The organism is Pseudoflavonifractor sp. 524-17, from assembly GCF_009935845.1.
Classification (GTDB): Bacteria; Bacillota; Clostridia; order Oscillospirales; family Oscillospiraceae; genus Pseudoflavonifractor_A.
The window spans coordinates 1-2,132 of sequence record NZ_QWEK01000111.1 but is presented as its reverse complement, the minus strand read 5'-3'; the positions used below and the strand labels follow the sequence as shown (position 1 = coordinate 2,132).

Below are 2,132 nucleotides of genomic sequence, written 5' to 3'. Positions count from 1 at the left end.
CTATCTAACATACATCAAAAAGAGGTAAGATAACACCCTCTGCAAAAAAGGTATCGTTATCTTACCTCAACAAAATTTGTCCCCGAATAACCGTCGTCCTCGTCGTAGTGCCGGATGGCGGTATAGCCGTGGTCGCGGCAATACTTCTCCAAAATCTTCTTTTGAGATGTAATGTATAAAGGGTGGTTTCACCAGACCACTACATTACATTGACTGAGGTTCGTTTGTGGCAAAATGACGCAGGCTGGAGGGGCGGTGATTGACCAGCAGAAGAGGACCGAAGCGGGAGCGTCTGGGGATGACCTGGGCGCTCCGTTCTCTTTGCCGACCCTCTCGAAGAGCGCACTTACCCACCACCCGCAAGCGGGTGGTGGTACTGCCTGCGGCAGTCGCGCGCTCTCCGAGGGGCGGCCCGCCGGGCGTCCCCTCCCTGCCCAGTATGGACAGGCCAGCAGACGCCAACGGCGGCTTGTGCATCGGGCGGGGCTGCGCCGATGCACCGGGAGTTTGGGGGCCGTCGACCCCCAACAAGCTGCGCCGGGTATATACCGGCGCATTGCTTGCCGCTACTATCAGTGCCGATAATTGAGAGTTGAACGGCGCTTGCAATTGTGGTATACTTTGCTCGTATCAATTTCATAAACTCAGAATTTGAGGAGGGGAGATATGTTTAATGAGATATGTATATATGAAGCGAAATTAACTAAGATAGATGAAATTGAAGAACTGATGAAAGAAGTGTCTGAATTTTATTTGGAACAAGATGGTGTTATTGATGTGCATTACATAAAGCGTACTCACCGACAAAAAGATTTTAGTGCAGTTAAAGAGGGCGAATTACCTATTCGCCTTACAAGAAATATTGGTAAAGTAACATATGTGCTATATTGGGTATTGGAAAACGAAGAGGTCCATGCAAGAGTATCTAAGCTTGGTATCGAGAAATTTTATAAGCGTTGGAATCGTTGTTTAACTACAATGCCCAAAATAATCCTAGGTGAGAATGTCGTCTAATATACCGCTTCCATTTTATTCAAGGGGGATTTCATCTTTATGATGAAATCCCCCTTGACAAATGTTCTCTTGATTCTGGATTGAAAAACTCTCCCCGCTTAATTCGTCGTCGCGGCTCAACCTCTCGTACAGCAGCGCAATCTTGGTTTTTGCCATAGCACAGACCTCCTCAAAATGAAATATGCTTTAAGCTGTCCTCGCATATCACCGAAAAATCAGTGAATTAACAAGTCGCTTAGAGCATATATCACCAGCGGAAAGCAGAAACTTTTGATATTGCCGGACGGCGAAATGCTCCGGCTCCTTTTCCGCAAGCCGGGCGAACATTTCATCCACGGGGCTTTGAAATTCGGCGTCGTCCTCTCTGGCTTCACTGGCATTTATCATTTCAAGCAGGGTGGTGAAATTCTTCTCGTTCTCCGGGGCCTCGTACCAGATGAAACCGATCAGGGCGGTATAGAAAAGCCGTTCTGACTTCACCCAAAAATCCTCGGCGGATTTCTCCCCGTCGCCCTTGGTGTTGGCGATGATGGTGTTTACCAGCTTTAAGATGTCCTTTTCGCTGTGCAGATAGGCGAACGGGTTATACCGCATGGACTTGGAAAAATTGATGGTATTCAGGACTTTTATCCTATATCCGCCCCGTTTTAGGAGCTGTCCCACCTCGATCAAGAGACTTCCTTTCGGGTCTGTGACAACATAGCTGCTGTGCATTTGCATAAGCGACGGTTTGACGAAAAACCTTGTCTTGCCGCTGCCGGAACCGCCAATCACCAGCACATTCTTGTTCCGGGCGGTCTTGGGGTCTTTGGGCCTGCCGTTCATCGTCAGCCGTTCGGTCTGCGTGAGCAGGATGTTGTTCTCAAATACGGGGTCGATGTAGGGCGCTATGTCCTTGGCGTTTCCAAATCGTGCGCTGCCGTACTCCATGCCGTGGCGGTATTTCTTGGCGTTCTTGCCTTTCAGGTACACCGCCAGCCGTACCAGCACCGCGCCCGCTACACCGATACACAGGTCAAAGGGGTGGAAGCTGGGCAGGCCGTTGGCGAACGCCGCCGCCAGGCTGTCCATGAAGTGGAGCATCTTTTGGGAGGCGTCCGCCCCCGCCGCCAGCCGCC

At 50.3% G+C, this 2,132-nt stretch carries 2 protein-coding genes and 1 pseudogene; 1 reads left to right on the top strand and 2 read right to left on the bottom strand.

The annotated features are described in order from the left end of the window. The first annotated feature begins 666 nt into the window (after window positions 1-666). Window positions 667-1,014, top strand: a complete 348-nt coding sequence (locus D1159_RS18720; RefSeq protein ID WP_016317915.1) for a hypothetical protein — start codon at window positions 667-669, stop codon at window positions 1,012-1,014. Between the two features lie 15 nt (window positions 1,015-1,029). On the opposite strand, the gene D1159_RS19315 is transcribed toward D1159_RS18720, so the two are convergent. Both D1159_RS19315 and D1159_RS18715 read right to left on the bottom strand, forming a co-directional pair. Further along, window positions 1,030-1,170, bottom strand: a complete 141-nt coding sequence (locus D1159_RS19315; protein ID WP_202621169.1) for a hypothetical protein — start codon at window positions 1,168-1,170, stop codon at window positions 1,030-1,032. Between the two features lie 93 nt (window positions 1,171-1,263). After that, window positions 1,264-2,132 (bottom strand): annotated as a pseudogene (locus D1159_RS18715) (type IV secretory system conjugative DNA transfer family protein); the annotation flags it as partial.

Bases quoted from the DNA above. Each gene is read 5' to 3' on its own strand.
- D1159_RS18720 (WP_016317915.1), top strand. From the start codon at position 667: ATGTTTAATGAGATATGTATATATGAAGCGAAATTAACTAAGATAGAT.
- D1159_RS19315 (WP_202621169.1), bottom strand. From the start codon at position 1,170: ATGGCAAAAACCAAGATTGCGCTGCTGTACGAGAGGTTGAGCCGCGAC.